Source organism: Arcicella sp. GW458-12-2-14-TSB2, assembly GCF_059423785.1.
Genome location: NZ_JBWKYN010000241.1, coordinates 1 through 7,013 on the forward strand (window position 1 = coordinate 1; position 7,013 = coordinate 7,013).

Below are 7,013 nucleotides of genomic sequence, written 5' to 3' on the forward strand. Positions count from 1 at the left end.
ATGTTAAAATTAGTTAATTTTTTCAATAAACAAGCTAGTTAGTGAAAAATTTTCTCCATCGAATAATCCAATGTCTGATAATTTAATATTGGGTATCACTAAAAGTGCCATAAACGATAGACTCATAAAGGGTGAATTCAATGTACATCCTAAATCTTTTGCAAATTTGTCAATCGCAGAATATTCTTTGGCAACTAAATAACCATCTTCCCCTGTCATAATGCCCGCTATCGGCAATTTAAGTAACATTTTGGTCTTATTTTCGCTAATTGCAGCTACTCCCCCCTGTGCTTCAATAATCATATTTACTACTGTTACAATCGACTCGTCGTCTACTCCTACTACTATAATATTATGAGAGTCATGAGCCACAGAAGATCCTATTGCACCTTGTTTTAATCCAAAATTTTTAATAAATCCAATGGCTGGAGGAGCATCATGATAACGATTAACAACTGTAATTTTTAAAATATCATTTGTTAAATCTGACACAACCATATCGTCTTTGACCATAGCTGGGTATTCAGACTTCAAAGTAATCAATTGTCCATCCAATGCTTCTATTACTTTAATAGTTTTCGTTTTAGCCTTTACTTGAAATTGTTCAATTGTTTTAAAGTTGCAATCAAAGTGATTTACAATATTACTGGGTAAATTAGGAATCTTTGAAAAACCATTTTCTGCAACAATTTCTCCAGAAATGTACGTTGCTAGTACGTTAAAACTCTCTAGGTTTTCTACTACCACAAAATCGGCATTATCGCCTTCTTGTAATAAGCCCACTGGTAAATTATAATGTTTTACAGGATTCACACAAGCCACCTGCAAAATTTCAAACAATAATGAGGGGAATTTCTCCAAGGCCCTTAACACAAGTAAATTAATATGTCCCTCCACTAAATTATCAGGATGTTTATCATCCGAACAAAACATTAGTTCATTATAATACTCGGGCAGTAGTTCTATTAAGGCATCAAAGTTTTTTGCTGCAGAGCCTTCTCTTATTAGTATTTTCATACCATATTTTAGCTTGTCTAAGGCTTCATCTGCCGTAAAGCACTCATGGTCTGTCTGGCAACCAGCTTCAGTGTATATCTTGGCAGCCTCGCCCCTCAAACCTGGTGCATGCCCATCTACTGGCTTATGATAGGCTTTTGCTAATGCAATTTTAGCTAGCATATCTGCATCTCCATTCAATACCCCTGGGAAGTTCATTACTTCTGCTAAATACCCTATTTCTTCATATTGTTGAAAGAGTTCTTCTATGTCGGCTGGTGTGATGGTTGCCCCTGCTGTTTCAAAAACCGTTGCAGGCACACAAGATGGTGCACCAAAGCAAAATTTGAAGGGCGTTTGTCTTGCATTGTGAATCATGTATTCTACGCCAGCTTTACCCAATACGTTGCCAATTTCATGTGGGTCTGAAACAGTTGAAACTGTTCCATGAACTACTGCCAATCGGGCAAATTGTACGGGTGTAAGCATCGAACTTTCTACATGAACATGGGCATCTACAAAACCAGGCAAAATATATGGAGCATTATCATCTATGTTCTCTGCTAGTATTTCTATTTTATTAATGTTGCCATTTTGCACTTCGATACTTCCATATTTTATCGTTTTATCAAAAATGTTGATGATATTTCCTTTTACTTGCATGATTTATATTTTTTTGAAAGTCAATTGTTTAACCTAAAATGAATTTTATTCGAAATTTTAATCTATATATTTAAACATTCAGAAGCCATCTGTACTGCCCATTTAAGTATCTTTGTTTATATTTAAATGTTGTTCTATTGAATTTTTCTAGCGAATAAAGCTATTTATATTATCATTTTATTGTTTTATCCTCAAAATTATCTTTCAATGAAAAAAGTTATTATTGCTCTTGATGGGCATTCGAGCTGTGGAAAAAGTACCACTGCAAAGCGAGTTGCTGCTAAATTAGGGTATGCTTTTATTGATACAGGGGCGATGTACCGTGCAGTTAGTCTTTATTTTCATGAAAATCATGTTACGTTAACTAATCCAAAAGAAGTAGAAAAGGCACTTGCTGATATTCATATTAGTTTTCAATTTAATGAACATAGAGGTGCAAGTGATGTTTATCTGAATGGTTTGAATGTTGAGGAGGAAATCAGGAAAATGTATATTTCTGAAATGGTATCAGAAACCAGTGCGATTACTTTAGTAAGAAAAGCAATGGTGGCTCAACAACAACAAATGGCTAAGCATCGTGGTGTAGTAATGGATGGAAGAGACATTGGCACTAAAGTCTTCCCTGATGCTGAAGTAAAAGTATTCATGACAGCCGACCCTGTAATTCGTGCGGAAAGAAGACAAAAAGAATTGCTTGATAAAGGAGAATTGGTTGATTTGGATGAAATCATTGATAATTTAAAGAAAAGAGATATTCTGGATTCTACCCGTGCCGAAGGGCCATTGGTGCAAGCTGAAGATGCTGTGTTGATGGATACTTCTTTTATGACATTGGAAGAACAAGTGAATTTTGTATTACAATTACACCAAAACGTATTAGAAAGGCTTTAAGTTAGTTGCCCGTTCAATACTATTATATCTTATGAGTAAAGAATCCGCTGAAACAGATTTTATAATTGTTGGACAAGGTCTGGCAGGCTCTTTATTAGCTTACTTACTTCTTCAAAGAGGGAAAAAAGTGCAAATTTTTGATGCACCCGAAATTCCTTCTTCGTCAAGGGTGGCCGCTGGTATTTTCAACCCTGTTACTGGTAGAAAATTAGTTAAAACTTGGATGGCGGATGAATTATTCCCATTTCTTGAACAATTTTATCTTGAATTAGAAGATGTCTTACAAGTAAAGTTTTTTCATCAGGTGCCTATTTATCGCCCATTTCCTAATGAAGAGGTACAAGAATATTTTAAGAGTGATAAAGTACCCGAAGATTTCGCTGATTTTGCTACTATTGAATTTGAAAACATCGCCTACCAAGACCTTGTCAATAGTCAGTTAGGAGGAGTAACTACCAAACAATCTGGCTGGGTAGATTTAAAAATATTATTAGATGCATTCAGAGATTTTTTCTTGCAAAAGGATATCCTTTTGCAAGAAAATTTTAATCCTGAAAATGCTTTATCCAATAATTATAAAACTATTTTTTGTGAAGGTTTTCAAGCCAGATTAAATCCTTATTTTAGTTATCTCCCTTTTAATCCTGTAAAAGGCGAAGTGTTAGAAGTAACCATTGAAGATATAACATTAGATAACATTATTAATCAAGGGGCTTTTGTGGTTCCTTTATCACAAAATACGTTCAGGCTCGGAGCAACTTATAGCTGGCACGAGCTTGATTTTATACCAACACATCAAGGTAAAGAAGATTTGTTAATGAAGTATCATAAACTAATGAAGCCAAATTTAGAAGTAATCGGTCATTTGGCGGGTGTACGTCCTGCTACTAAAGACCGTCGCCCATTCATAGGAATCCATCCAGATTTTCCACAAATAGGGATTTTCAATGGTTTAGGCTCAAAAGGGGTATCACTTGCCCCCTATTTTGCTACCCAGTTTACAGAATTTTTACTCTTTGGAAAAGAACTTTCTCCAGAAGTCAATATAAATCGTTTTACTTCGTTATATTTAAGAGCTGGGAATTCGTGATTGCTTATTCGTTGTTTATTAGGGAATTGGCTTAAAATGCATTTCCCTCTTTCATATAGCAGTGGTTAATATACGAAGAAACGCCCTTTAACTTCGTCCTAAAACAATGAGAAAACTATTACCAATAATATTTATTCTGACTACTTTTTGTTCATTAGCTCAGAATTTTTTACCTACACAAGAACCTTTCGGTAAAAACCGTATTCAATACCGTCCGTTCAAATGGAAGGTACTGGCTTCGCAAAATTTTGAAATTTATTTTTACGAAGGGGGGCAGCAGACCGCTACTTTGGCCGTTCAATTGGCTGAATCAGAATTCGATAGAATTACTGAAATTCTAGGCTATTCGCCATTTACAAAAACAAAGATTTTTGTGTATAATGCCACACAAGACCTCAATCAAAGCAATGTGGGGCTAAACCTTTCAAGCGAAAGAGAGATTCGTGAGGAAAATTTGGCAAAATCGAGAATCGAAATCGCGTATTCTGGAAATGCCGAGAGCTTCAAAAAGCATATTACCAAAGAAGTAGCCCATGTTTTTGTCCATGATATGCTATATGGTGGAAGTATCAAAGAATCTTTACAAAACTCTTTGTTGCTAAGTGTGCCTGAATGGTATATGAGTGGCATTACAGCCTATATTTCTGAAGGATGGAATACCGAAGTAGACACTTATATGCGTGATGCTATCAACAATAAATATTTAAAAAGACCCAACTTAGCGAGTGGCAGAGAGGCTGAACTAGTAGGACAGTCTATCTGGACTTATATTGCTGAAAAATATGGAAAGGACAATATTGCCAATATTCTGAACTTAACCAGAATCATTAGGAATGAACAAACATCGATTTCTAGTACTATTGGTGTTCCTTTTTCTAGATTTTTGAAAGATTGGCGTGAATATTATTCAGTGATGAATGATGCTATCAATAATAGTAACTATCAGGCGCTGAAATACGATTTAAAAATAGACGAAAGCAAATTCAATAGTTTTGATAAAATCAGCAAGTTCAAGATAAGCCCAGACGGCGCTTTTATTGCTTATTCAAGAAATGAGCTGGGCAAATCGAGTATAGAAATACTGGATGTAAAAACTAAAAAGAAAGCCTTGTTGCTTACGGCGGGCTATAAAACACTTAAGCAGTCTGTAGATTATAATACACCTTTGCTTTCATGGACAAAAGGTGGGTCGTTGGCTGTTATTTATGAGAACCAAGGAGATGTAGTACTAAGTGTATTTACCGATATTACAGAGAAAGATTTGACAGGTAAGTTTTTTACCAGAAAAGTATTGAGTGATTTTGACCAAGTTCAAGATTTTGATATTTCTGATAATGGTAGCACTGTAGTACTTAGTGCCATCAGTAAAGGACAAAACGATTTGTTTCTTTATGACATTCCGAGAGGGAAAGTACAGCAATTAACAAATGACTTGTATGATGATTTAAGTCCACAATTTGTAGGCAATGCTGGTAAAATTATTTTTACCTCAAACCGATTGAAAGATTCTTTAGATATTGATAAGGGAACCTATAAGCAAGTAAATAATCATTTCAACTTATTTTTACACGAAGGCAAGCCAAAGCAAGAAACGGTAAAGCGTTTGGTTGATTCACTAGGAACGATTACCAGACCTATCGTATCAGACGGAAGTACGGTGTATTTCTTAAGTGATGAGCGTGGTATCAAAAATATTTATCGTTTAACTGCTGGAGATTCTACCGTAACGCAAGTAAGTAATTTTAGAAATAACATTGAAGATTTCGACTATACAGCAAGTACTAATAGCTTGATATACAAATTTTTAGAAAAAAATCAGGATATTATCGCCTATCAGGCACAAGCTGACTTTAGTCCTAAAACTAATGTTCCATACACGCTTAGAAATGTAAGGCTTTATGGCATCAATCAGGCGGCTTATAATCCTGTAAAACCCGCTACGCCATCATCAACACCTACTACTGAAACAGCAAATACTGCTGTTAAAACGCCGAAATTAATACTTGATAAAGGAGAAATAGATACAAACGATTATACGTTTGATATTACTTCTGTTCCAAAAAATTCAGGACAAAATAGTACTGAGGCACCGAAAAATGATAAAAGAAATAAGGTAGAGAAAATCATTTTAGCGAAACAAAATCGTAAAGAAAATATTAAAATAAAGGCTCCGACAGATTATAACAACCCTTTTGTTGTTAATAATACCGACCTTGACTTTATGGTTGACCCGCTTCCGCAAAGAGGCTTTGGGCTGAAAGGAACCATCAATATGAATGACTTGCTTGAAAACCATCATCTTCAAGGAGGGATATTTATTACGCCAAATTTGAAAAACTCTGATTTATGGGGTGAATATTCGTATTTAGCGAATAGAATAGATTATAGTGTAAGATTTGACCGTCGTTCAATTTCAGAAGAAACATCAACGACTATCAATAAATATCATTTTAATAGAATTTCAGTAGCAGCTTCCTATCCTATTAATACTAATACCCGCATTACGGCAACGCCTTCATTTACCACAAACAGGTTTTTGAATTTGGCAGATTTGACGACTCCCGATGGTTTCTCTTCTTATTTAGGCGGTAAAATTGAACTTGTTTACGACAATACCATCAGTCACGGCGTAAATATGTTGGAAGGAACTAGGTTTAGAGCCCGAATTGAACATTATACTGGTCTAGCCAATTCTATGGATGGGTATAATAGAATCTATCTCGATTTACGTCATTATGTAAAACTAGGGAAAGGCACTATTATCGCTGCAAGATTGTCGGGAGGACATTCTTTCGGAAATTCTCCGAAACAAACTGTAATGGGAGGTATGGATAACTGGCTTGGTATTCAGTATCAAGATAGAAGTGGTGATACTAAAAATCCTTTTAATCCTTTAACTGCCAATACAAAAGAGCCACAAATCGATAATAAAGATATATTTTTATTAGACTACGCTACTTCATTGCGTGGCTTTAACATCAACAAGTTATCAGGAACAAGTCACTTATTATTTAATTTTGAGGTAAGATTACCTATTGCTAAATATTTATACAGTGGACCGATTTATAATAATTTCTTCAAAAATCTTCAGTTAACTGGCTTCACTGATGTGGGTTCTGCTTGGACAGGTGCTAGTCCATTCTCTAGAAGAAATGGTTTTAATACCATCGTAAAAGGGCCTTCTACTAACCCATTTCAAGCAACAGTAACGGATTTTCGTAATCCATTCTTGGTTGGCTATGGTGTAGGTGCAAGAACTACCATACTAGGATATTTTGTAAAGTATGACTTGGGCTGGGGGCTAGACAATAAAGAGATACAAAGTCCAATTTCTTATATAACTTTGGGATATGATTTTTAAAATATCCTAAAG

4 protein-coding genes are annotated in these 7,013 nt (G+C 35.1%); 3 read left to right on the forward strand and 1 reads right to left on the reverse strand.

Features of this window, described 5'->3' with window-relative positions:
- Nucleotides 1–9: 9 nt before the first annotated feature.
- Entirely contained in the window at nucleotides 10–1,659 is a 1,650-nt protein-coding gene (gene ade / locus AC07XN_RS22520; RefSeq protein ID WP_494744695.1) for an adenine deaminase, read from the reverse strand.
- Between the two features lie 207 nt (nucleotides 1,660–1,866).
- On the opposite strand from ade, the gene cmk reads away from it, so the two are divergent.
- The 3 genes from cmk to AC07XN_RS22535 all read left to right on the forward strand — a co-directional run bounded on the left by cmk (nucleotide 1,867) and on the right by AC07XN_RS22535 (nucleotide 7,001).
- Nucleotides 1,867–2,550 carry a (d)CMP kinase gene (gene cmk / locus AC07XN_RS22525; protein ID WP_309913892.1) on the forward strand — a complete coding sequence of 228 codons (684 nt, stop codon included), beginning with the start codon at nucleotides 1,867–1,869 and terminating at the stop codon, nucleotides 2,548–2,550.
- A 31-nt stretch (nucleotides 2,551–2,581) separates the two neighbouring features.
- A complete protein-coding gene (locus AC07XN_RS22530; RefSeq protein WP_494744696.1) occupies nucleotides 2,582–3,640 on the forward strand; it encodes an NAD(P)/FAD-dependent oxidoreductase in 1,059 nt (352 codons plus the stop codon).
- Between the two features lie 106 nt (nucleotides 3,641–3,746).
- Nucleotides 3,747–7,001: a hypothetical protein gene (locus AC07XN_RS22535; protein ID WP_494744697.1), complete on the forward strand. Its 3,255-nt coding sequence runs from the start codon at nucleotides 3,747–3,749 to the stop codon at nucleotides 6,999–7,001.
- The last annotated feature ends 12 nt before the right edge of the window (nucleotides 7,002–7,013 follow it).

Excerpts from the sequence above, each read along its gene's own strand:
- ade (WP_494744695.1), bottom strand. The coding sequence starts at position 1,659 with ATGCAAGTAAAAGGAAATATCATCAACATTTTTGATAAAACGATAAAA.
- cmk (WP_309913892.1), top strand. The coding sequence starts at position 1,867 with ATGAAAAAAGTTATTATTGCTCTTGATGGGCATTCGAGCTGTGGAAAA.
- AC07XN_RS22530 (WP_494744696.1), top strand. The coding sequence starts at position 2,582 with ATGAGTAAAGAATCCGCTGAAACAGATTTTATAATTGTTGGACAAGGT.
- AC07XN_RS22535 (WP_494744697.1), top strand. The coding sequence starts at position 3,747 with ATGAGAAAACTATTACCAATAATATTTATTCTGACTACTTTTTGTTCA.